This window comes from Primorskyibacter sedentarius (genome assembly GCF_004342065.1).
In the GTDB taxonomy this organism is placed as follows: domain Bacteria; phylum Pseudomonadota; class Alphaproteobacteria; order Rhodobacterales; family Rhodobacteraceae; genus Primorskyibacter; species Primorskyibacter sedentarius.
Map to the genome: position 1 here is coordinate 39,540 of NZ_SLZU01000021.1, position 24,022 is coordinate 63,561.

15 protein-coding genes and 1 pseudogene are annotated in these 24,022 nt (G+C 59.8%); 4 read left to right on the plus strand and 12 right to left on the minus strand.

The genetic code is table 11. The features are described from left to right. Positions 1-135: 135 nt before the first annotated feature. Positions 136-747 (minus strand): annotated as a pseudogene (locus tag EDD52_RS24340) (phospholipase D-like domain-containing protein); the annotation flags it as partial. A 965-nt stretch (positions 748-1,712) separates the two neighbouring features. Between EDD52_RS24340 and EDD52_RS19505 the strand changes: the two are divergent. Next, positions 1,713-6,722, plus strand: coding sequence for a RecQ family ATP-dependent DNA helicase (locus tag EDD52_RS19505; protein ID WP_132248117.1), 5,010 nt, complete (start codon positions 1,713-1,715; stop codon positions 6,720-6,722). 839 nt (positions 6,723-7,561) lie between these two features. Here EDD52_RS19505 and EDD52_RS19510 read toward each other — a convergent pair. After that, positions 7,562-8,437 carry a LysR family transcriptional regulator gene (locus EDD52_RS19510; RefSeq protein WP_132248119.1) on the minus strand — a complete coding sequence of 292 codons (876 nt, stop codon included), beginning with the start codon at positions 8,435-8,437 and terminating at the stop codon, positions 7,562-7,564. Between the two features lie 97 nt (positions 8,438-8,534). Between EDD52_RS19510 and EDD52_RS19515 the strand changes: the two genes are divergently transcribed. Together EDD52_RS19515 and EDD52_RS19520 are read left to right on the plus strand one after the other, a co-directional pair. Beyond that, complete coding sequence (locus EDD52_RS19515) at positions 8,535-9,746, plus strand: pyridoxal phosphate-dependent aminotransferase (protein WP_132248121.1); 1,212 nt, start codon at positions 8,535-8,537, stop codon at positions 9,744-9,746. Next, positions 9,743-10,171 carry a RidA family protein gene (locus tag EDD52_RS19520; protein WP_132248123.1) on the plus strand — a complete coding sequence of 143 codons (429 nt, stop codon included), beginning with the start codon at positions 9,743-9,745 and terminating at the stop codon, positions 10,169-10,171. The genes EDD52_RS19515 and EDD52_RS19520 overlap by 4 nt, the downstream gene beginning before the upstream one ends. Positions 10,172-10,385: 214 nt before the next feature. Here EDD52_RS19520 and pepT read toward each other — a convergent pair whose 3' ends face one another. The 10 genes from pepT to EDD52_RS19570 all read right to left on the minus strand — a co-directional run bounded on the left by pepT (position 10,386) and on the right by EDD52_RS19570 (position 23,477). Next, complete coding sequence (pepT, locus tag EDD52_RS19525) at positions 10,386-11,639, minus strand: peptidase T (protein WP_132248125.1); 1,254 nt, start codon at positions 11,637-11,639, stop codon at positions 10,386-10,388. Positions 11,640-11,671: 32 nt separating this feature from the next. Further along, positions 11,672-12,700 carry an ABC transporter ATP-binding protein gene (locus tag EDD52_RS19530; RefSeq protein ID WP_132248127.1) on the minus strand — a complete coding sequence of 343 codons (1,029 nt, stop codon included), beginning with the start codon at positions 12,698-12,700 and terminating at the stop codon, positions 11,672-11,674. Beyond that, positions 12,697-14,622 carry a dipeptide/oligopeptide/nickel ABC transporter permease/ATP-binding protein gene (locus EDD52_RS19535; RefSeq protein WP_132248129.1) on the minus strand — a complete coding sequence of 642 codons (1,926 nt, stop codon included), beginning with the start codon at positions 14,620-14,622 and terminating at the stop codon, positions 12,697-12,699. Before EDD52_RS19535 ends, EDD52_RS19530 begins: the two co-directional genes overlap by 4 nt. After that, positions 14,619-15,584, minus strand: a complete 966-nt coding sequence (locus EDD52_RS19540; protein WP_132248131.1) for an ABC transporter permease — start codon at positions 15,582-15,584, stop codon at positions 14,619-14,621. Before EDD52_RS19540 ends, EDD52_RS19535 begins: the two co-directional genes overlap by 4 nt. A gap of 49 nt (positions 15,585-15,633) precedes the next feature. Then, the gene (locus EDD52_RS19545) at positions 15,634-17,205 is read right to left on the minus strand and encodes an ABC transporter substrate-binding protein (protein WP_132248133.1); all 1,572 of its coding nucleotides are present in this window, start codon (positions 17,203-17,205) and stop codon (positions 15,634-15,636) included. Positions 17,206-17,271: 66 nt separating this feature from the next. Further along, positions 17,272-18,201: a 2-hydroxyacid dehydrogenase gene (locus tag EDD52_RS19550; RefSeq protein WP_132248135.1), complete on the minus strand. Its 930-nt coding sequence runs from the start codon at positions 18,199-18,201 to the stop codon at positions 17,272-17,274. A gap of 313 nt (positions 18,202-18,514) precedes the next feature. Next, positions 18,515-20,098, minus strand: a complete 1,584-nt coding sequence (locus tag EDD52_RS19555; RefSeq protein ID WP_132248137.1) for a DUF885 family protein — start codon at positions 20,096-20,098, stop codon at positions 18,515-18,517. Further along, complete coding sequence (locus EDD52_RS19560; protein ID WP_132248139.1) at positions 20,095-21,204, minus strand: Gfo/Idh/MocA family protein; 1,110 nt, start codon at positions 21,202-21,204, stop codon at positions 20,095-20,097. The genes EDD52_RS19555 and EDD52_RS19560 overlap by 4 nt, the downstream gene beginning before the upstream one ends. Further along, entirely contained in the window at positions 21,201-22,283 is a 1,083-nt protein-coding gene (locus tag EDD52_RS19565; protein ID WP_132248141.1) for a ketopantoate reductase family protein, read from the minus strand. The genes EDD52_RS19560 and EDD52_RS19565 overlap by 4 nt, the downstream gene beginning before the upstream one ends. A 15-nt stretch (positions 22,284-22,298) precedes the next feature. After that, positions 22,299-23,477: a hypothetical protein gene (locus tag EDD52_RS19570; RefSeq protein WP_132248143.1), complete on the minus strand. Its 1,179-nt coding sequence runs from the start codon at positions 23,475-23,477 to the stop codon at positions 22,299-22,301. Between the two features lie 118 nt (positions 23,478-23,595). Between EDD52_RS19570 and EDD52_RS19575 the strand changes: the two genes are divergently transcribed. Beyond that, positions 23,596-24,022, plus strand: a 427-nt coding sequence (locus EDD52_RS19575; protein WP_132248145.1) for a LysR family transcriptional regulator, incomplete at its 3' end; no start/stop codon positions are given.

Genomic DNA, 24,022 nt, shown 5'->3' on the forward strand with positions numbered 1-24,022 from the left:
GAGCTCTGTAACCTCGGGGCGGGCCAATAGATCTTCAAAGGCGGTGCGCGCCGACATCAGCGGCAAAGCATCTGACCGGTCGAAATGGCGTAGGTTCCATTCGACGCCTTCGGTCAGGGCAGACCGCGATAGGTTCGATGATCCCACGATCAGCGCGCCCGCCCCATCGGCAAAGGCGAACATCCACGCCTTCGGATGGAACGGGATGCGCGCCGCATGGAACACGTAAAGCTGTCGGTTGTGATCAAGATCCTGCATCAGGCGCAAGGCCGTTGGCTCGGTCACGTCGAGGTAGTCGCCGGTGAGGAGCCGCAGCCGCCCACCGCGTTCGAGCAGATCGCGCAGATGCGGCAGAACCAGCCGTGCCCCGGACGTCATCAGGAAAGAGACGGCGAGATCGACAGACTGTGCTTGGTCGATCAGAGGCCGAAGGTGCGCGTGCAGGGCATCCTCACCGCCAGAGATCAGCGGGCTGTCATGCGGGGCGCCGGGGATAGGACTGATTGAGGTTGCTGGGGCGTCAATGCGGAGATGGAAATGTGGCTCGGTCTCGATGAGGGCCGTGGGTGCCAGCGCACCGTCCGTTTCAAGCATCGCCTGCGCAGGGGCAATGCCTGTCATGATTGCGGTGTGCTCGGCCTCGGATAAATCACGCCATCGCTTCAAATGCCGCCGAGGTGCAAGGATGAGGCCCGTGCCCTTCCGGATCAGAATGACCTGCGCGCCGCACTCGACCACTTTGTCCATGGGCGGCGCGCAAATCAGGCACGGAATTGGTTGAGAGGTATCGTTGGGCACTCTTTAGGATTTCCTAAGCAAGGCATTGAGCCAAATATCTTCTTTTCTATCCGGGCGACAATCTGAGGATCGCCAGGTTTCAACCTGCCGGAGAGCCGGGCATTCGTCCAGGAGGCCTGGGAGAGTTTCTTCGGTCATGTCGATGAAATGTCGGCTATCCTTGGTCCGATCTTAGGTGCCGAATTTGAAGGAGGCATAGAGGACGCTTTCCGGGACCAGATGATTGGCCAGGCGGCGGATCACAGCTGGTAGTCGGGACGCCGCACATGAAGCAGTGACGCGCAAGCCCAGATGCCGTCGAAGGCGTGCTCCCAAGCAAAGTCCTCGAACCGCATCTGAGGAACCGGGGTACCTGTTTAGTCGCATGCAGCCTTCGCCATAGCGGGAGAAGCATCGAAAGCATTGACTTGGTAGCCCATTTCCCGAAAGGCGGGTGCGTCTCGGCCAGATCCCGTTCCGGCATTGAGAATGCGCGTGGTGTTTGTCGTTTTCCCCGGAAGCGCTGCGAGAAACCGGTCGCGGAGTGCCATCATGTCGACATCTCGCGTATTTTACAGGAATTGCTCGGTATCGATGTCGTAGAAATCGGTTATCAAATGCCCTGAGTATTTGCCGCAGTAGCATTCCAGGAGCGGTTTCGGCTGTCAATCGCATGTACCGTGGCGCAAGCGGCGGCGATCGGATGACATTGGCGTTGCGCATCGGTGCGTTGGGATCACAGGTTTCTCCGCATTGCTAAGTGGAATTGCGTGTCTTGCTTGACCGCAATGAGTGCGGCAGGCAACATATGTTATTGATTTGAAAAGCTTCGTCGGTGCGCCCTGTTAAAATCCGTTCAACAGCCTGATCCGTTTCTGGCGGAATGCCTGTCAGTCGACCTGGAAGTCGATCCTAAAACGGCACGTGTATTTGATCTGGCGGCGGTACGGTGTGATGATACGCCCGCCATCCGATGTCAAAAGGACGTAGACTCGGCGTTGGACCGACTTGAGGCAAACCTCGATGAAACGAGGCGCCTGGTCGGGCATAATATCCTACGGCACGATCTGCCACATCTGGCCGCGATGAGGCCCCGATTGGCCAAACTCGCTGAGGCGCCGATCGACACGCTCTGGCTCAACCCGCTGGCCTTTCCCCGCAACCCATATCACCACCTTGTTAAACACTACCACGATGGGCGGCTTCTTTCGGGGCATGTGAACGATCCAGAGGCGGATGCGCGGCTGGTCTTCGATGTGCTGGGCAACCAATTGGACGCGTTTCGCGCGATGAACGCACATGCACCTGATGCAGTGGCCGCTTACCACTACCTGACGACGCGAGGCGAGCAGGATCGGGGCTTTGACGCTGTGTTTACCCACGTTCGGGGCAAGGGCGCGCCTTCTGGCGAACAGGCGCGCCATGTGCTTTGGCGGTTGCTGGACGGTGAAGCCTGCGGAACGGCGCTACGACACATATTGGAACAGGTTGGCTCGCCGCAGATGGGATGGTCTCTGGCATATGCACTGGCGTGGATTTCGGTCGCGGGTGGGGATTCCGTCATGCCGCCTTGGGTGCGGATGCAGTTCCGCGATGCCGCGCGGATGGTCAAAGGGCTACGCGACACGGCCTGCGATGCTCCGGACTGTGCCTGGTGCCGCGAGAAGAGCGATCCCGTCAAAGCCCTCTCGCGGTGGTTCGGTTTTGACGGCTTCCGCCCGACGCCCCCCGATGCCGACGGCCGACCGCTGCAAGAGCGCATCGTCGATGAGGGCATGCGCGGCAACAGCCTGCTGGGCATCCTGCCAACTGGGACGGGCAAATCCGTCTGCTATCAGATACCGGCGCTGGCGAAGTTTGACCGTACTGGCGCGCTCACCGTCGTGATTTCGCCACTGGTCGCGCTTATGGCTGACCAGGTAGCTGGCATGGAACGCACAGGAATATCCTCGGCGGTCACCGTGAACGGTATGCTGTCGTTGCCGGAACGACAAGACGCGCTGGAAAAAGTCCGAATGGGGGATGCGGCCATGCTGTTGATCTCGCCTGAACAGTTGCGCAGCGTGTCGGTCCGCTCGGTCCTGAAGCAGCGCGAGATCGGGCTTTGGGTTCTTGACGAGGCGCACTGCGTTTCGAAATGGGGGCACGATTTTCGGCCCGACTACCGCTACATTTCGCGGTTCATCCGGGAATCGGCGGGCGATGAAGACCCGGCACCGGTGATATGCCTGACGGCCACCGCCAAACCCGACGTCGTGCGCGACATTCGCGATCATTTCCACCAGCGGCTTGGGACAGACTTGCTGTTGCTCGATGGCGGAGCGTCTCGGACGAACCTGAGTTTCGAGGTCCGCTCGACCGGCAAACGGACCAAGCTGGCGGACATCATGGAGGTTATCGAGCAGCGCTTGCCGCCCGAGGGCGCGTCCGGCGCTGTCGTCTATTGTGCGACGCGCAAATCAACCGAAGACGTGGCGCAGTTTCTGAAACAACAGGGGCTGTCGGCGGAACGCTATCACGCGGGCCTGACGCCGGATGAGAAGAAAACCATCCAAGAACGGTTCCGGGTGGGCGAATTGCGGGTCATCGCGGCGACCAATGCATTTGGCATGGGGATCGACAAGCCAGATATCCGGCTGGTGGTGCATGGCGACATTCCGGGGTCTTTGGAAAATTATTTGCAGGAGGCCGGCCGTGCCGGGCGGGATCGGGATCATGCCAACTGCGTGCTGTTATACGCCCCCGATGACGTTGAACGACAGTTCCAGCTGTCTGCTCGATCCCGGCTCGACCGAAAGGAAATCGGCGCGATCCTGAAGGCCGTGCGCCGCATGGACCAGCGCACACGCAGCACTGGGACGGTTGTCGCGACCTCGGGCGAGATCGTGCGGCAGGAACAAGACCGAGAGTTTCAGCGCGAGAGCGCGACAGATGACACGCGGGTCAAGACGGCCCTTTCCTGGCTGGAAGAGGCCAAGTTGCTGACGCGCGAGGAAAACCGCGTGCAAGTCTTTCCGTCCTCGCTGCGCGTCCGCAGCCTCGACGAAGCAGGAACAAGGATTGAGAAGGCAAACATCACAGGCATGCGTCGGACACAATTGATGGACCTTGTCCGCCACCTGATTAACGCCCCGCCTGACGAAGGTATTTCCACGGACGAGCTGACCGGGGTCAGCGGGCTCACGGGCGGGCAGCTGACCAAGGCAATGGCCGATCTGGAAAGCCTCGGTATCGCACGCAACGACACGGCGGTGACTGTGTTTGTGCATTCCGGTGTGGCGGACGACTCCCGGAAGCGCCTGACGCAGGCGACGGGGCTTGAAACTGATCTCATTGCGTTGATGCGAGAAGAAGCGCCAGACGCAGGGGATCAGATCAGCACGCCGTTCAACCTGCAATTGGCCTGCCAGAAACTTCGGGATGCAGGCCACAGCCATGTGCGCCCCGACGTCGTCGAGAAGCTACTTCGTGGCATGGCCCGCGATGGCCGTGACCTTGATGGCGGCAAGGGAAACGTGCGCCTGCGCAAGGCGTCTCGCGATACGCTGTTCGTGGCATTGCAGCGTACGTGGTCCGTTCTGGAGCAGTCCGCCGCGCTGCGCAGGCAGGCCGGCGAGGCGCTTGTCGCGCACCTATTAGGGCGGCTCGAAAAGGGCCAGCGCGGGAAGGATCAGCAGGTCGAAACCACGCTGGGGGACATGCTTGCCAGCCTGACGGGCGATGCCTTCTTGCGCGAGCAGGTCAAAGAGATGACGCGACTGATGGACCGCGCACTTTTGTGGCTGCATGAACAAGGGGTCGTGACGTTGGGCAAGGGCCTGACCGTGTTCCGGCCCGCAATGACCGTGCAACTGGCTCGGGGCAAGACGCAGTTTCTGGTCAAAGATTTCGCGCCGCTACAAGAGCACTACGATGAGCAGACGGTTCAGACCCATGTGATGGCCGCCTATGCTGAAACCGGGCTGTCATCCATGCCTGATGCCATGCGCCTGTCCGAGGATTACTTCGCCCTCGATCAGGAGGGCTTCATGGGCCGCTGGATGAAGGGGAGAACGACCGAGGTCAAACGCCAGACCACCGGAAAATCCTGGACTGCCGTGGTCGAGTCCCTGGGCAACCCTGTACAACAGAAGATCGTCGCCGATGACCGGGATGCCACCAACGTTCTTGTTCTCGCCGGGCCAGGGTCCGGAAAGACGCGAGTTCTGGTCCATCGCATTGCCTACCTGATCCGTGTGCGCCGCGAAGACCCGCGCAGTATACTCGTCCTCAGCTACAACCGCCACGCAGCCGTCGAAATCCGGGCGCGGTTGCGCCACTTGATCGGCGATGAGGCTTTTGGCGTGACGGTGTCCACTTGCCACGCGATGGCCATGCGGCTGGTCGGCGCCAGCTTTGCAGGATCACGGGCCGAGAGCCGCGATTTCGACGGAATCGTCATGGAAGCCGTGCGCCAGTTGAACGGCGAGGGGCTGAGTAAGACCGAGGCGGAGGCGCAGCGCGAAACGTTGATCCAAGGCTATCGCTGGATTCTGGTCGACGAGTATCAAGACATCGGGGCCGAGGAATATGCCTTGATTGCCGCCATCGCCGGACGGACGATCGAAGACGACGACATGAAGCTGAGTCTCTTCGCTGTGGGCGATGACGACCAGAACATCTACGCCTTCGCAGGCGCATCAATCCGCTACATTCGCCAGTTCGAACAAGATTACCGCGCGCGGCCCGAATATCTGGTCGAGAACTACCGCTCGACTGGCAACATCATCGCGGCGTCGAACACGGTGATCGCCGGTGCGTCTGATCGGATGAAGCTGGGGCACGACATCACTATCGACCACAATCGTCGCAAGGAACCCGCAGGCGGGGTGATGGCCGAGGGCGACGCCGTGGGACAGGGGCGCGTGCAACTGCTGCAATGTCCGCCGGGTGATCGTGCTCAGGCTGTGGCCGCCGTTACAGAGTTGCAGCGGCTGGCTACCTTGGAACCCGGCTGGAACTGGTCCCGTACAGCCATCATCGCGCGCAATTGGCGGCAGCTCGTCCCGGTCCGTGCCTACGCCGAGGCGCAGCGTATTCCGGTTGAAATGGCCAACGAAAGACTGCCCAGTCTGTGGCGCTTACGCGAAATGCGGCAATTCATCGAAGGCATCAGCCGCGAACGGACGCGCCTGCTGGACGTGGCGGATTTGTTGGAGGTCGTGAACACCCTGCCGCGTAACCGCTGGTCAGACCTCATCGCTGAGGGCGTGGCTGCGCTGGCGCAAGAGATTGGGGCCGGGTCTGCCTCGGTCCCCGATCTGGTCGAATGGTTCGGCGAGTGGGCGCGGGACGCACGGGGCGAACAGCACGGTCTCTTGCTGATGACCGCACACCGCGCCAAGGGGCTGGAATTCGACGACGTCGTCATACTGAATGGAGGCTGGGACAAGCCGTCCCCGAAGGAGGACCTTGATGCGCCGCGCCGCCTGTTCTATGTCGCCATGACCCGTGCCCGCCGCAGCTTGGCCGCGGTGACGCAGGGCGCGCATGCCTTTTTGCCATCGGCAAGAGGCAACATCCTGCGTCGGCACGCAGCCTTGCCAGACGTAAAAGACCTGCCACCGGATAGGACTTACCTAATGCCAGACATGAGCCAGGTGTTCATCGATTGGGCTGGGCGACTGCGGAATGGGTACACCACTTTCGACGCCATCGCACAGGCGCAGACTGGAGACCCGGTCACCCTGAGTCGCGGGAATGGGCGCTGGTTGGTGAAAGACCGACAGGGACGGAGCTTGATCAGTATGAAAGGCGGATGGGCTGTGCCTGATGGTAAGCGTGTCGTCTCTGCCACCATCGGGGCCATCGTCGCGCGCCGTGCGCATGAAAGCGGCGATGATCATCGCGGGAAGCTTCATCAGGACCGATGGGAGGTTGTCCTTCCGGAGATCGTGTTGGAGTAGGAGTGTGCGTATTCGCGCCGGACAAACTCTGGAGGTACAGATATGCAAGCCTTGGAATTTCGCAAAGCGTCCATCTAAGATTATGAGAGTTATAAGATTTTCTTCAATCCTCCCTTTCACTTCGCCGTTTCTCGTATGGACGCCGACTGCTTGTTTCCGAATTTTTTTTGTCGTGTCCGCAAATCGTGTTGGGAAATTTCCGTAATGACTTCAGTTTTTCACATTTGGCCAATATCGCTCCTAAGAAAATGCGGAGCGGAGCGTGCAGGCAATCGAATTTCGACAATTCCTCGACCGGTTTCATGACCTGAACCCGGCGCAGATTGAGGGCGCCAGAACAACGATTAGGGATGTTCGGAGAAAATCCGAAGCCCTGGCTGAGATTGAATAACGAACAGAACAAGAACACACGTGCCCGCATTGCGGCGATGATCGGTGCCAGAAATGAGTGTCCGTCGTCAGAACTCTTGAGAGGAATGGCTGCCTAAACTATTAGAAAGCTTGGCTCATCTGGTTTGTTCTATTAGGCGGCCTGCTTATCCAGAGTGCGAGATCACGTCCATGTTAGCTTTCCCTGTATTGTATGCATCACTAAAAATTTTGCAGCGTACAAGCCTTATGTGAGGCCACGCCACCGTCCTTTGCAATCAGCAACCAGTGCGCCCCCTGCCCCGGTGTTGGGGCATCTATACCCGCCCAAGCCACTTGACGCCGCAAGGTCTCCCCTGCCCGACTGTCTCACGTCTCCCCCGGCAAAATCGGAAACCACTGAAAAGGCGGTCGATCCCAGATGTGTCAACTGCGTTATTCCGACAAAGCCGTGAGTAAGCTGGGGGTGCTCAAGCAGATTGGTCCACCACGCGGCGACACGCCCCAACAAAGGCATTCACGGCCGCCAAACGCGCACCGGACCTGCGCCAGAGCACTCCCGTTTGGCGGACTTCGCCGCGTGTGAGAAGCGTTTTCGTTATGCGCAGACCTTCCGGCCAAGGTGCGCACCAGTCCGGTACGATTGAGAATCCCAACCCACGGTTGACCATGGCAGCAATGGCATCAAGCGCGTCAAGTTCAAGCCATTCACGCACGTGAAGCCCCCTCGCGCGCAGATAATTGTCAACGATTTGCCCACCCCATTGATTGCGGTCGTACCTGATGAACTGAGACGTGGATACCAAGTCCGCCAGGTCGTCTCCGGCATTTATTTCAGGCGTGAGAAGAACCAACGGTTCATGTTTCATCGCCAACCATTCGACGCTTTTTGGGAGTGAAAAATTTGGCTTAACCAGTATAGCCGCGTCCAGATGTTCTTCTATCAGACGGTGGTAAAGGTCCACGGATGAACCGGGTTGCACGAAATATTCGATCTCTGGGTATTTTTCGCTCAGATCTGCAACCACACCCGGTAAGATCCCGGTCATTGCCGTGGCGGTCGCACCCAGCCTTAATTGACCTGAAGGCACACCACGGCCCGCGATCGCTCGCAGATCCCGAGTGCCCGCCACCAGCTTGCGTGCGTGGTCCAGGATCGCCAAACCCGCCTCGGTAGGCTGGACAGTGCGGCCTGATCTGACGACCAGAGGCTGTCCGAGGTCGGCTTCCAACGCACGGAGCCGCTGTGCCAGGGCAGCAGGCGTCAGATTAAGCCGCCGCGCAGCCTCGGCGATAGAGCCGCACTCCGCCACCATGATGAAGGTTTCCAGATACCGACTGTCCATAAGATAGTATCTCTATCTTTTGATTTAGAAAACGCCAGTTTTTCTTTCATTTTAATGAACGTTATGATCCGCCAAACTCTCGCAAAGGACGCATTCCATGGACATCAGGACAAAATTCGCAAAGCTCGGCACACGATTTGCGCCCGGGCAAGAGGTCCGGCTGGAAGCTGCTGCGCCAGACCGCGAGCGGATGGAGCCCCTGCCCGGAACCCCGGTGGACTTTTCTCATGGCGATGTCGATGCGCATCCGCCGACCCCGGGTGCGTTCGAGGCTTTCACCGCCGCTGTCGAGATCGGCGGCGCGCAGGCCTATACGGAATATCGCGGCTCTGCCCCGATCCGCGAGGCACTCGCCCAACGTCTGACCCGGTTCACCGGCGCGCCAGTCGATGCGCAGGACGGGCTGATCATCACACCCGGCACGCAAGGCGCGTTGTTCCTGGCCGTTGCGGCGACAGTCACCGCCGGGGACAAGGTGGCCATCGTCCAGCCGGATTACTTCGCCAATCGCAAGTTGGTGGAGTTCTTTGAGGGCGAGATCTTGCCCGTACAGATGCACTATGCCGGTGCCACTGACAGCGCCGGGCTGGAGCTCGACCAGCTTGAAGAGGCCTTTCGCGCCGGTGCCAGGATGTTCCTGTTCTCCAACCCGAACAACCCGGCTGGTGTGGTCTACTCGGCCGCCGAAATCGCGCAGATCGCGGCACTGGCCGCCCGCTACGACGCAACGGTGATCGTCGATCAGCTCTATTCGCGTCTGCGCTATTCCGGCGTGCCTTACACCCATTTGCGCGCGCAGGACATCGCCCCCGAAAATGTCGTCACCATCATGGGACCGTCAAAGACGGAATCGCTGTCCGGGTATCGGCTGGGCGTGGCCTTTGGCGGGGCTGAAATCATCGACCGGATGGAAAAGCTGCAAGCCATCGTATCGCTCAGGGCGGCAGGCTATTCCCAGGCCGTGCTGCAGACGTGGTTCGCGGAACCGGAGGGCTGGATGGAGCGCCGCATTGCCGCGCATCAGGTTATCCGCGACGATCTGGTGGCACTGTTCCGGTCCATCGAGGGGTGTTCCGTACGCCTGCCCGGTGCTGGCAGCTATCTCTTCCCGGAGCTCCCACCCTTGTCGATCTCCCCTGTCGATTTCGTCACGGCGCTGCGGGAACAGGCCGGGGTCACCGTCACGCCGGGCACTGAATTCAGCCCCCATGCGGCGCGCAGTATCCGCCTGAACTTCTCGCAGGATCACGCAGCCGCTGTCGCCGCCGTGACGCGGCTGGCCACGCTCGTCGAAAGGTACCGGACATGACGGACAGTCACGCAGAGCCGCAGCCAATTCCGCAAGGTGACTATGTCGCGGCCAAGCGGCATGGCGGCCTGATCTACACGGCAGGCATGACGCCGCGCGAAAACGGCCGGATGATCATGACAGGCCCGGTCAGGTCCGGGCAGATCGAGACACTGCAAGAGGCCGTTACTCTTGCCTGCGCCAATGCTCTCACCGCCGCAGAGGCCATGCTGGTCCCCGGCGAGACGCTGGCTACCATCCTTACCATGACAGTCTTTGTCGCGGCTGAGGACGGTTTTTCCGAGCATAGTAAAGTCGCTGACATCGCCTCGGCCTACCTGCGCAAACGTCTTGGATCCCGTGGCATATGCAGCCGCGCCGCCGTCGGCGTCGCAAGCCTGCCCGGAAACGCACCTGTCGAAATTCAACTCGTCGCAGCAGTCTGAGACCCGTCTCAGCATTGCCAGTTCATCCATCGCCGACAAGTGAAAGCGCGGGTGCGTGCTGCCACCTGTCGGCGGTTAAAAGACATGATGCCGATCGTAGGCAATGGTTAAACCAACAAGCGGCTTGGATCTACCAGATCAAAACCGCCGCCATAGTAGAATCCAACCCTTCGCAATTTTGGATGTACCTGTCAGAACGCGAGGCCCCGGGCGGTCAGACGTGATCACCGGACGCTCCTGCCGCCATCGCGATTGCAACGCAGACCTCAGCGGCGGCGTTCATGTCCTGGACTGAAATCCATTCCAGCGGACCGTGGATTTCCTGCATGCCGGTAAAGAGGTTCGGGGCAGGCAGCCCCAATTCGGTAAGGCGAGACCCATCGGTCCCGCCGCGCAGAGGTTCGGACGTCGGCGTGATGCCGAGTGTTTTCATGGCCTGACGCGCAAGGTTGATCGGGGTCATGTCATTGTCGAGAACATAGCGCATGTTGCGATAGTTCTTACGGATGTTGACCGAAATCGTCGCACGGGGTTCTGTCGCTTGCACCGCGTCGCAGACCTTTTGAACAATATCAACCTTTTCACGCAGACCAGCCAATTCAAAATCGCGCAGGATAAGCTTGATCTTCATTTCCGACGCATCGCCGGTCATTTCTGTTGCGTGGATGAACCCTTCGTGCAATTCCGTCAGGTCAGGCGTCATGGTCGCTTGTGGCAAGGCTGCGATGATCTTCGACGACAGGGTGATGGCGCTGACCAGTTTGCCCTTGGCCTTTCCGGGATGAACAGAGACCCCGGTAACTGTGATTTCAGCCGTATCGCCGGAAAAGCTGTCATAGTCGATGCGGCCCGATTCTCCGCCATCCAGTGTATACCCGAAATCAGCCGCCAGATCGGCTGGCAAAGAGGGATGGACGCCGCGACCGATCTCTTCGTCGGGGGTGAAAGCGATACGGATGGGCGGGTGGTCAAGTCCTGGCGTAGAAAGCAGGTGCTGTGCCATGGTCATGATAATCGCCACTCCGGCCTTATCGTCGGCACCCAGAAGCGTCGTGCCCGACGCGGTGACAATGTCGTCCCCCAGTTTTGTGCCCAGATAGGCGTTGTGAGCAGGCGAGAGGGTCAATGCCGGGTCATCGGGAAAGGTGATAACACCACCTTTGTAGTTGCGCACCACGCGGGGTTTGACCCCGCTGGCGTAATATTGCTGCGCGGTATCGACATGAGCCAAAAAAGCGAGTGTCGGGCCCGCAACGGTGCCGGGAATGGTGGCCAAGACGGTGCCATAACCGGTCAGTGTCACGTCCTTTGCACCAATCCCGGAGAGTTCCGCCAACAGCAGGTTGAGCATGTCGAACTGGGTTGGCGTGCTTGGTGTGGTTGCAGAAGCAGCGTCGCTTTGGCTGTCGATGGCGGTGTAGCGCAGCAGGCGCTCTTCAAGCTCGGTGGCAAATCGGCACTGGTTCACGGCAGATATCCTGTTGTCTGGTTGGGCATCGTTCACGCGGTGGTCATGGTGGCAAGGCCGGTCTTCTTCACTTCGTGGGCGAAATGACAAGAAGCGGTCTGGCCTCCTCCCAGGGCGGCGCGCGGCGGAGCTTTTTCTCGACAGATCGGCTGAGCGAGAGGGCACCGAGGGTGAAACCGGCAACCCGGCGGCAGTCCTGACTGCGAGGCCGCATCGCCGGGAAGGCGGATGCGGTTACGCTTAACTGCGGTGGCACGGTGCTCGGGTGCAGCCTCAATCAGCAAGCGCGTATAGGGATGCGCCGCGGCAGAAATGAGGCTCTCGGCTGGGCCTTCTTCCAAAACCGCGCCCAAATACATGACAGCGATGCGGTCGGCCATATAACGTGCGACTGAAAGGTCATGAGTGATATACAGATAGGTCACACCGGTGTCGCGCTGGATGCCGCGCATCAAATTCATGACGCCAGAGCGGATAGACACGTCGAGCATTGACACGGGCTCGTCCGCGATAACAACCATAGGCTTGATTATAAGCGCCCGTGCAATGGCGATACGCTGAAGCTGGCCGCCCGACAGTTCAGACGGGAAGGCATCTGCAAAACTCTCGGCAGGGCGCAATTCTACCGCCTCAAGCATCTCCAGCACGGCGGCGCGCAGACCTGAGCGGGGCACGAGACCGTGCAACATCAATGGTTCCGCCAGAGATTGGCTCACGGTCAGCCGCGGATTCAACGCATCATAAGGATTCTGAAAAATCATCTGGACCTTGGCGCGAAACGCCTTCAAAGCCGCGCCGGTCAGCCCGGTGACCTCCTGCCCCTCGTAAAGGACGCCGCCCGAAGTTGGTCGCTCCTGCAATGTTGCGATACGCCCGGCGGTTGTCTTGCCCGAACCGCTTTCGCCCACCACCGCAAGGGTTTCTCCGGCGTGAAGTTCCAACGTGACGTCATCGGCAGCGATCACAGGCGGATCGGCGCGGCCGGTCAGACGGGACAGAAATCCCGGGTCAGCATTATAAACCATTCGCAGGGTATCAAGATGCAAGATCGGCTTGCTCACGCGCGGACCTCCCTTTTATCAGCGGCGGTTTCAGCCGCGAAATCCTCTGCATAGTGGCATTCACACACGTGGCCACCACCAAGATTCATTGCAGGCGGGGTCGTCTTGCGGCAGAGGTCGGTCGCAGCAAGGCAGGCATGCGCAAATCGACAGCCGGTTGCAGCCGCGGCCGCGGCGGTGTCAGTGGCGGGCAGGCTTTCAAGCTTTTCCAGCGGACCGGTCAGGCTTGGCAGCGCGCCGATCAGCGTCCGCGAATACGGGTGGGCCGGGTTGTCAAAGATCCTTCGGGTCGGCGCAATCTCGACGATACGGCCCGCATACATCACAGCGACGACCTCACAGCTCTCGGCCACCGCGCCCATGTCGTGGGACACAAGGATCAGAGACAAATTCAGCCGCTCGCGCAGGTCCGCGATTTCGCCCAGAATCTGATCCTGGATCAGCATGTCGAGAGCCGTCGTGGGCTCGTCGGCGATCACCAGTTCGGGTTCGAGAATAAGCGAGAGGGCAATCATCGCGCGTTGGCGCATGCCGCCCGAAAGCTGGTGCGGATAGGCGTTCATCCGGGAGCGAGGAATTCCAATCATGTCGAAAACCTCAGAGATTCGATCGGTAGCATCTGCCCTTGAAATCCCCGGTCTGTGTAGGCGCAGGGCGTCCATCATCTGCCGCCGAACCGTTGTGACCGGATTCAGCGCGTTCATCGCACTTTGAAAAATCGTGGCAATCCGAGTCCAGCGCAGGGCGTCGATGCGCGATCGCCCACCTTCGACCACCGGCTTGCCGCCCAGAATGATAGCGCGGCCGTCGTAGCGGACGTTACCGGCAGTCAGCTCGGCATTGTTCGGCATGGTCTGCAGCAATGCCGAGCCGAGGCTGGACTTGCCACATCCGCTCTCTCCGACGATACCCAAAGCACCGCCTCGAGGCAAAGAGAAGGACACGCCGTCCACCGCCGCAATCCTGCGATTTCCGACCGTGTATTCCAGACGCAAATCCTCAACTTGCAGGATTGGCGTTTCCTCAGTTGCAGGACCTTCACCCTTCGGTGGCGCGACGCTCGCCCGCCTCTTCGGCGCCCCGCCCCGGGTCCGCAGTTGCGGGTTCATGGCAAAGTTGACGCTGTCACCCAGCAGGTTCAGGCTGGCCACGAGCATCAGCAATGCCACGCCGGGGGCAATCGACATCCAAGGCGCCAATCGCAAGTGGCGCTGGCCTTCGAAAATCATGCTTCCCCAACTGACCATGTTCTGATCACCAAGGCCAAGAAAGCTCAAACCTGCCTCGGTCAGGATGGCCATCCCCATCAGGATTGTGCCGTCGGTGATAATCGGTGCGATGCCGTTGGGGATCACGTGGCGAACGATGACCCACCAATGCGGCGCGCCCGCAGCCAGCGCGGCCTGCACATAGACGCGGGATTTCAGCGTCAGCACCTGTGAACGCATCAGCCGGGCTGACCGAGGCCAAGTGGTCAGCGCAATCGCGATGATGGTCAGCGGAAGGCTGGCCCCGAACAGCGCAACGATCAAGAGGATCAGGAAAAAGGTGGGGATCAACAAGAAAATGTCGAAGATCCTGCTAAGCAGCCCATCGATCCAGCCACCGAAATAGCCGGCCACTGCGCCAAGGGCAGAACCGATGAGAATAGACAGAAGAGCGGCCCCGATGGCGACCATCAGCGCCACGCGCGCGCCCCAGACCACACGTGAGAAGATATCGCGCCCGAAATTGTCGGTCCCCAGCCAGAATGAGGAGCTTGGAGGCTGATAAAGATCGAAAGCCATGTCCGCCGGATCGGGAAGGCTCAGGATCGGCGCGGCCAGAGCGGCGGCGGTGATGCCCAAGAGGACGGTCAGGCTTAGCACACCGGGCCAACTACGAACGGTAGCACGGACAGTTTTGACCAAAGTTGGGGTCATAGGCGCACCCTCGGGTCCAGAGTGGCGTATAAGAGGTCCGTCACCAGCGCGGCGAGCATCACAGTGAAGGACATGATGAGGAAGGCGCCCATGATGACCGGCGTATCCCGTGATAAGATCGCCTCGTATATCAAACGGCCGAGCCCGGGCCAGCTGAAGACCGTCTCGGTCAGGACGGCGCCCGAAAGTAGCAGACCGAGTTCCAGCCCCAGCACGGTTACGATGGGCAGCATGGCGTTTCGAAGGGCAAAGCGTGTCATCACCCGGCGCTCGGGAAAGCCAATGGCGCGGGCTGTGGTTACATAAGGTTCTGCCAGGGTTTCCGAGACCGATGATCGGGCAAGACGCACGTATTGCCCCAACCATACCGCCGAAAGGGAGATCACCGGCAAGATCATGTGCTTCGCCACGTCGAGAACGAAGCCTATGCCCTCGCGGGGACCGGCGATCGACATCATCCCAGATGATGGCAGCCATCGCAGCGTTACGGCGAACAGTAAGATGAGCATCAGGCCGAGCCAGAAGACCGGGATCGAGAACAGCGAGATCGAAAGAGTCGTAACGGCAGTGTCCAACGCCGATCCGGGTCGGCGGGCCATGAACGATCCAATGACGACGCCGAGCACTGATGCAAGGACAAGCGCGGTGCCCGCAAGAAGGAGGGTTGCCGGAACACGCTCTGCGATGATGCCAATCACAGGCTCTCGGGTGCGGAAGGACAGACCCAGATCGCCTTGCAGAAGCTGGCCGATATAGGCACCGAGCTGCTGATAGAGCGGCTTGTCGAGACCATAACTCTGACGCACCGATGCCATGTACTCGGGGTCCGCACCTTCACCCGCCAACAAGATGGACACATCCCCCGGCGCCATATGGATGAGGGCGAAATTAATGATGACGATGAACAGGGCGATCGGAAACATCTGCATTACCCGGTAGAGGAAGTAGCGGAGAAGTCTCATGATTGATCGCCCTGTCAGATTTTATTTCGTGCGAAGTGACGGTATCAAATTATTCGGCATCTTCCGGTCCTGATACGCCATAGACACCGAACCAGCTTATGGACTTGTTGAAACCACCCGGCATTACAGCGAAGCCGGTCCAGCCGGGACGCACCAAACTTGTCTTTTGCTCCTCGAATACGTTGATGTAGGGCATGTCACGGACTACAATTTCCTGAATCCTGTCATACATTTGTTTGCGGGTAGCTTCGTCGCGGATGGTGTTGGCCTCCTTGGCCAGCTCGTCGAGTTCGGCATCCGAATAGCTCATGAAGTTCCGGGCCCCATCGGTCGAGAAGTGTTCACGGTAGGCATCCGGGTCCGGCCCGTACCGCCCGAAGTAGCACGAAATGTCGAACTGTTTGTCCTGGATACGGCTGAACCAAGTGGATTGATCAAACCGGTCAAGTGCTGCCTCAATGCCGACTTCGCGCAGCTGACGAACAAGAATTTCCGTGATCGCGGAACAGTCCGAAATGTTTGGCCCGGTCACCTTGACTGAGAACCTCCAGCCGTCGTCACCGCGGGGGAAACCAGCTTCATCCAGAAGTGCCTCGGCCTTTTCTGCGTCATGTTCAGGGAAGCGAGCGCCCTCGTTGACCCATTTCTGAAGACTGCTGACGCCGGCGTAATAGCCGGGTGTCCAGGAGTTGTTGAAGGCCAGCTTGTTCATCTGTTCGCGGTCCATGGCATAGGCGATGGCCTCGCGGACTTTCGGATTGCCCAAGGCTTCATGGTTGAGGTTCAACTGAATGTCGCGCGAGAAATGCGAGGGAGTGTAAACGACATTGATGTCCGGATCCGCCTCGAAGATCGGGGCCTCGGCCAGCGGTGGGGCGTAATTGAATGGCAAGTAAGGAAACTGGCCTGCCTCGAACTCCGCTCGGGCGACATTTGCGTCAGGGATGGTCCGGAATATCAGCGTATCCACCTCGGGCGCGCCACGGAAGTAGTCTTCGTTTCCCTCGAGCATCACGGCGCTGCCACGGTCCCAGCGAACAAATTTGAACGGACCCGAGCCGATTGGCTCATTTACATAAGGGCCGGTATCAAAGCCTTCCTGGTCTGCCCAAAGATGTTCGGGATAGATTTTGCCGGTCCATTGAGCGCCCTGCGCCATCATTGGCAAGAAGGCCATATTGGGCTTGTTCAAGGTGATGACTACGGTATCGTCGTTTGGGGTCTCAATCGATTTCACGTCGCGCAGGAACGAAGAAAAAGTATAGCCCTTTTCCATGATCCGTTCGTAGGTAAATTTGACATCTTGCGAGGTTACGTCTTCGCCGTCATGCCACCTGGCGTCAGTGTTCAGGTGGAAGGTATAGGTGGTCGCGTCCTCTGACACTTCCCAGCTATCTGCAAGGTCGCCATAGGCAGCGACACCTTCGACGATACCCCAGTCCATCACCACGAGGTGACTGTAGATATTAGACGTCGGCCCGTGGCCGCCGGTATCCGACGAGGGTCCTGGCGATAGAGTGCGGGGCTCATCCTGCTGGGGCATCACCAGCGTCGTTTCTGCCAGCGCGGCGGTTGGCAGTGCAAATGCCGCTGCCAGTATCGTGGAAGTCCTGAGTTTCATGAGCCGTGTCCTTTTCTATCCTGTTGGTTGGTTTTCAGTCTTTTTCTGTTCGTGGTCGAAATCGGGTCAGTAACCACGCACGCGATTAACGAGCTCGGGAATGGGGTCACCTCGGCGGTGACGGCGGATGTTTTCGACCATAATCCGCACGGCGGATCCGGCTTGCGTCGGCGCAGCAACATGGGGCGTCACCAAGATACCCGGATGGGTCCAGAGCGGATCATCTTGCGGCAAAGGTTCAGTTCGGAACACGTCCAATGCGGCAGAGCCGATCTGCCCGCTGTCCAGCCCGGCGACGAGGTCGGCATCCACCAGATGCTGGCCGCGCCCGGCGCTGGCCACAAAACCTCCCCGGGCCATGCGTGCAAACAGTTCAGCGTTCAGCACGTTTTCTGTCTCCTTTGTCAGCGGCAAAAGGTTCACCACGGCATCAGCGCCGGTGGTCGCCTGCCTCAACCCCTCGGGCCCGGCAAAGCTCTCAGTACCGGAGACGGCGCGTCCTGACCGGGTCCAGACCCGCGTCTGGAAGCCGATCGACGCCAAGAGACGGGCCACACGACTGCCAAGTGTCCCTGCCCCCAACACGGTGACGATGCGGTCTTGCGACAGAATTTCGGTCCTTCGCGTCCATTTGGTGTCTGCGCGGTAAGTCGGAAGATTGCGGTGCCACGACAGCACCACTGCCAGACACCAGTCCGACATGCCCTCGGTCATGGCAGGGTCCACCAAACGAACGATCTCGACGCCCTCGGGTACAGCACCGGGTTCCAGCAGGTGTTCAATACCGGCGTTGAGGCTGAGGACCAGTCTGGCGCCCGGCACCGAAGCGATAACGCCTGGGTCCGGCTTTCCCGCTACGACATAGGGCACCGGGCCGCGGTCCAGCGCGGCGAGATCGGTGAAAATCTGCGCTTCAGGCAGTTCTTTTTTGAAGCCTTCAGCCAGGGCGGCCGGATTGCCTTTGGAGGCGATGAGAATGCGAATGTCACTTGTCATGTGAGCGAGGCTATTGATGAGCGTTTCACGAACAACGTGCCAAATTCTCGGTGATGCATTGCAAAAAACTCATGCAAGACCGGACAGGTAGTTTGCGGGGCGTGGTGAGTCGTGCCAGCGGGCGCGCAGCCGTGAGGTCCGGCTGGGATGCGGTCAGTAAACCGGCTAAATAACATGCACATCGCATTGATTTCTCGCAGAACAACGCGCGTGTCCTGCGCCGATCTCAATGTGCGTGTGCGAGGTGCAGAACGAGGATAGGCAGCGCGGCATGGAACGCATACCGACGCTACGTTACGTTTCGAAAAACTCATCATGAAAGTTTTCCCTGCGCGGCCATTTCGTCCTCGACAATTTTTAGCGGGACATGGCCGAAGGACAGCAGCATGTCGTGGAACGCCTGCGTCGTGCCGCTCCAGCGTCGGCGCAGGGCGCGGATGCCTTCGACCCCAAGCCAGTAGGTCGCGCGCGAGGCCGGGAACATCGAGTTGCGCACCACTTCGGAATGCACACGGGCCGGTGCAAAGCCCCCCTCTTGGGCGTAGAACCGTTCAGATTCGGACATCGTCCAAGCGCCGCTGTGCAGACCGATGTCGACCAGCACGGACGCAGCGTTGCGCCGCTCAAACGATTTCAGCAGCATCTTTTCGGCGGGGGTGTAGAAGCCCTCGGCCTCTGCCAGCAGGTCTTCGACATGGCAGGCCCAGCCCTCGACCAGGGTCAGCGCGCCCTGAAAAGCCAGCCCCATGGCACAATCGGTCGCCGCAATGCGGCCAAGCCTCGATGCCGACCCGCGCGCCCGGGCATTCTGAGTGTGGTGCCCGACCGAGCCGTGGTGAACGGCGTGAATCGCCTTGACCATCGCCGTATTCTGCGCCGACAGGTCGCCGGACGGCATCACCCAGTAGACGCTGCCCTGCCCCGGGTTCAGCCCCGGCGGCGAACGGTAGAACAGGAAGTAGAGTGGCCCGGCGATGCGCTGAAAGCAGGGCGGTAGGCCGCGGTAGTCCAAGTCATAGTCGGAATTTGGAGTCACCAGCCTATGCGCCGTGGCGGCACTGCGCGCGGCGGCGTCCCAGTGGCGGTAGTATTGCACCACCTCGTTGGCATGGGCCGGGTGGATCCGGGACAGCGCGGCGATCTGGCCCTGCCAAGGGGTGGAGGGGTCGATCTCAGCCGCCATGTGCTCCAACTCGGATCCGCAACGGTCAAAGGCGGCGCGGGCCTGTCGCATGATCTCTTCAGCGCCCGCGGGCAATTCGTGCAACGTGCTCAAGACGAGGTCCAGATGCGCCTTGCCACATGCTGGGTCGGCGTCGGGCAGACCACCGAGCGAGGCGGCGAAGCTTTCAAAGGCGGTAGCAGCAGCCTGCGCTGGTTCGGACCAGTCTTTTGACCAGGCCTCGTGCAGACTAATGTCTTCCCGCAGGAACAGCGCCAGCGTGTTGGCCTCGGACGCTGCGCGTTCGCACCAGCTCTGCGGCACCGGATCGTCACCGATCATGTCACGTGCCGCAGACAGAAAGCCGGGGATCGCCGCGAGTCGGGAGGCGATGGCTGCGCTGCGCCAAGGCGCGGATTGCGGCAGTAACAGCGCGATTAGGCCAAAGCCCGCCTCGCCCGTGGCCCAGGCCGGGTTCTTCTGGCGCGGACGGCTGCGCAGCAGGTCATGTTCGACGCGCAATTCCGCCGCGATCATCCGCCTGTCATGCGCGTGCGCCTGCGTGTCCCGGGCTACCCAGTCCAGCAGGATCCGGATTTCGTCAAGTTCTGCCGCGATGCAACCTGTTCCCAACGGCGGAAGTCGGTGATCATGGCCTGCCGCCCCGATGAAAGTGGCATCAACTGGCCGCCACTTGAAACGATGCGCAAGGTAATCATCTACCAGCCCCGTCATGCGCTAAGATCCACCCAGCGGCGCTCTTTGTGAGCCAGGATCATCGCGTCCACAATTTCCTGGCTCTTGGCGCCATCAAAGAATGTGCATTCCTGCGGGCGGCCTTGCAGTATCTCGTCCACGAAGTGCCGAACGAGGTTGCGGTAATACAGTTCCGGCCAAGGGGTGGCGAGCGTCGTGCCCGGCGGCAGGGCAGCCTCCGTCAGTTCGAACGGCACAAATTCGACCGAGTTCGGCTTGGCATACATAAGCGTCTCGGCCACGTCGAATTCGGAGATCAGCCGCGCGATCGCCGCGCCTTTGGAGCCGTAGACGCGGATTTCCACGCCCGGGTAATTTCCCACGGTGACATAGCTGGTCTGAAGTGTTCCAAGCGTGCCGCTGGAATATTCTACAAGACCCACCGTGCCATCGTCGATCATGATCTTCTGACGGCCTTCCTCACCGCGTACCACGCGTTCTGGTATGAAATTCCGCATTGAAGAAGCGACGGCGGAAAATTCCCCTCCAACCCAACGCATAAGGTCGATCAGGTGCGACCCGTAGCCGACAATCGAGGCCGGGATCAGCTTTGCCCTGTCAGCATCGGGCGGCACCTGACGAAGAGGAACGTCTGGATCCAGCCATTGCGAATTCTGCTCGAACCCGTTGATATGGTAGATCTCGCCAAGCATCCCGTCATCGATCCAAGCCTTCAACTGGCGAATGGCTGGCGAGTAACGGAAGGTGAAACCCAGCTTGGTCCGGACACTCTGTTCATCAGCTCTCGCGGCGGCGTCGAAAGCCGGGCCTGCTTCTGTGTGCAGCGGTTTTTCTGAAAGGACATGCTTTCCAGCGGCGATAGCCGCAAGGCTGAGCGGCAGATGCGTGTGGGTCGGAGTGCAGACATCGACCATCTCAACCTCTGGGTCTGCAATCATTTTCTGCGCGTCGGTATAGACCTTGCGAGCGCCGAACTTATGCGCCGCCGCACGGGCGCGGGTTTCGTCCACATCACACACCGCGACAAGATCCACGTCCGGGTGAGCGACATAGCCTGGCAGATGAGCCTTGTCGGCCCAGGCATGGGTCCCGATCACGCCGACACCGAGTTTTGCATCGCTCATGGGAGGGCCTTTCCGCAAGCAGCCACGTAGGCCTCGAGCTCATCGTAGTTGTGGTAGCCGAGGTTGCGTTTGCCACCCTCAATCTCGTAGATCATCTCGAACAGCTTGGCGTTAAGGCGGGTGTCGGCGCCAACCACCTTGCCATAATCAATCAGTTTGCCTGAAGACGAACGGGTTTCAGACGGGCGGTTGCGATAGACGATGTCCCACCAGATGCCAGAACCCTTCTTCTTAAATTCGTGGCTCGGCTTCGTTTCCTGATCCTTCTTCAGCAGCCATATTGCGTGGTTGATGTTGTCCAGAAGCTTGCGGGTGTCATCTGCTGTTTTCACGCGATAATTAGCTGGATCGAAGAAGTCGAACGCCTGCACATCGATACCGTTGGCATCTGCAATCTCCAACGCTTCCCTGACGATGGCGCCCGCAATGCGCGCGTAGCGCTCGACCCCGAGCGTGTTGCGGATACGGTCATCGACAAGCGCCGAGAACACGACCTGACTTGCGTAGACCTCCTTGGCCCAGATTTGACCCCAGATGTTATCCGATAGCTGCACCTCAGTGAGCGCACCCAGCGCCTCAGCCAGCTCGGTCAAACGGGGGGTGGAATTGCCATCCATCTCGCCCAGCTGAATCGGACCTTCGTGGACGTATTCGATGTAGCCAGGATCGACGAGCGCGCCACCGTAGTTCGGGATCGCACCTATCACCATTTTCTCACCGGGCAGGCCCGCAGCGTTCAGGGCGGCGACAAGTGAGGGTTCGTTAAAACCGTTTTGGAAGGAAACGATAGCAGTGCTGTCGGTCATCAGCGGCGCCAATTGTTCGACAGCCTCCACTGCGTGCTGGGACTTCGTGGCGATGAGAACCATGTCGAGCGGCCCTTTCAACTCGGACGGATGCGAGGCCTTGACCGGTATCGTCATGTCGCCGCGGACACCGTCGATGAACAGGCCATCGACCTTCATCTTGTCCACGTGTTCGGCCCATCGATCGGTAAGCGTTACATCATGTCCGGCACGGCTCAGGTACGCGCCCGCAAGCCCGCCGATGGCGCCGGCGCCAACTATCGTAATTTCCATTTGTTTCTCCGGTGGTTAAGCTGGCTGATACATTTCCAGACTTTGGGGGCTGTGTGCCCTTCCATAAAGATAGCGGATGAAGCCGGGACGATTGGCGTCAGACACTCGTTCACGAACCCGGCGAACGACTTCATTCCCCGCCCAAAAGGAAGCTGCAAAAGGTCCCTTGAAAGGGTGTGCGGCAGATCGCAGGCGGCCCCGAACCCAAGCTTCCTGTCCCAAAGCCGTGTCGCGCAGGTAGCTCATGGTTTGCTCTGCTGATTGACCTTCTGCCATGTAGGCCCAAGTGGCGCTTGTCTGGCAGGCAGAGCGCAGGTTACGCAGCTCCGCCGTCAGTTCGTCATCCTCATCTTCCATCCAATCGATCAGGTAGATACCCTGGTCGCCTATCCCCTCCTGAACACATCCAGTGACAGCATTGGCTGACGTCAGCAGCGCGTCCACTGTCGAGCGTCCTGCGGAAACCTCCGCATGGGCGTAGAGGGTCTGGGTCGCGTGTCCGGGATAGATGTTGTGGCAAATGATGTGCTTTAGGCCCGCCCTCGAAAACATCATGTCGACGTTAAGATCCACACGCCGCTCGGCAAATCCGCACCGTGCCGGATAAGGGACGTCACGGACCGGGCATATCTCCATCGAGAAGTCGCCGGTGTCGAAAATCATCGCGTCGGAACGGCGCTTGGCCTCGGCCATCAGTTCGTCCAGCATGCCGCCAAGCTTGCTTGCGCAAACAGCGCGCCCGTCTTCCCAAGACCGCACCCGATCGGCAAGCGATCCCCGGACAAAACCCATCCGCGACAACAACCGATCAATGCGGTCTCGGCCAGCGGCGATCATTCCGGCGTCTTCATGCCCCCTGTCGGCTCCGACAAGGCCAATGACCTTCTGTTCATAGGTAGGGCTGCCGCCGGAAAACAGGCGCACTGCCAGAAGGAGAGAGCCCACCATTCCCTCAAGGAATGTCCGCCGCTCCCCCGGAGCGATATTTTCAAGCGCCGCTTTTAATTGTGTAAGATCCCGCCTGGCGCTATCCCATTCGTCGTAGCTGCGCGGTGTCACGATGTCCCCGCCGGTATAGATTGGCACCAAACCTTCACCGTCAAGCAGGCTGTTGCCGTCGTTTCTTTGGCGTTCCAGAGCGTGAACGCCCATGGTGACGGCAGTCAGGTTATATGTGATCTTGCTCAGGTTCACGTCGCCTCCCAAGAAACGCCGTCGCGGCAGAAGTTGCGTTATATAAAGGATCAACTGGAATTGACTTAGTTCTCAACCTACGAAATTCTGGGGCTTAGATGAGTTTTTGGAATGCAACATGAGCCGTGCCCTACCCTCCTTGAACGCCCTGAGGACCTTTGAGGCGGTGTCTCGACATGGGAGTTTCACCAGTGCTGCCGATGAGTTGAACGTGACGCAAAGCGCCGTCAGCCGCATGATCAAGGGGCTGGAAGAGCATTTGGAACTACAGCTATTTGAGCGTGCTGGCAGGCAGATCGGCTTGACCGAGGACGGCGTTTACTACGCCGCGAAAATCTCCAAGGCGATGGATATCCTTGAGGTTGCCTCTCGCGAACTCATTGATACCAAGGCTGGCCGCGGCACGCTTAGCATCGGCATGTTGCCCACATTCGGAACCAAATGGCTGCTCCCCAGGCTTGGCTCGTTCATGCAACTGCACACGGATCTGACACTGGACATCACGAGCAGCGACGGTGAACTTGACTTCGCCGACGAGCGGATCG